At 78.4% G+C, this 250-nt stretch carries 1 pseudogene; it reads right to left on the bottom strand.

The window, feature by feature from the left end:
* Nucleotides 1–250 (bottom strand): annotated as a pseudogene (locus ACQG3P_RS21065) (bifunctional diaminohydroxyphosphoribosylaminopyrimidine deaminase/5-amino-6-(5-phosphoribosylamino)uracil reductase RibD); the annotation flags it as partial.

Here is a 250-nt window from a genome sequence, read left to right as displayed (position 1 = left end):
GCGACCCCGGCCTCGATCACTGCCAGCGCGCACGGCGGGGTGCGCCCGTGATGGGCGCAGGGGTCCAGGGGCACGTAGGCGGTGGCACCGCGCGCCTCCTCGCCGGCCGGGCGCAGCGCGAACACTTCGGCGTGCGGGCCACCGGTGCGCTGGTGCCAGCCCTCGCCGACCACCCGGGCGCCGTGCGCGATGACGCAGCCGACCATCGGGTTGGGCCGGGCGGGGTACAGGCCGCGTTCGGCCAGGCGCA

It is taken from the genome of Stenotrophomonas sp. SrG (assembly GCF_050031795.1).
GTDB classification, from domain to species: domain Bacteria; phylum Pseudomonadota; class Gammaproteobacteria; order Xanthomonadales; family Xanthomonadaceae; genus Stenotrophomonas; species Stenotrophomonas rhizophila_A.
The sequence above is the reverse complement of the archived record's forward strand: the minus strand, read 5'-3'. Positions and strand labels throughout refer to the sequence as shown.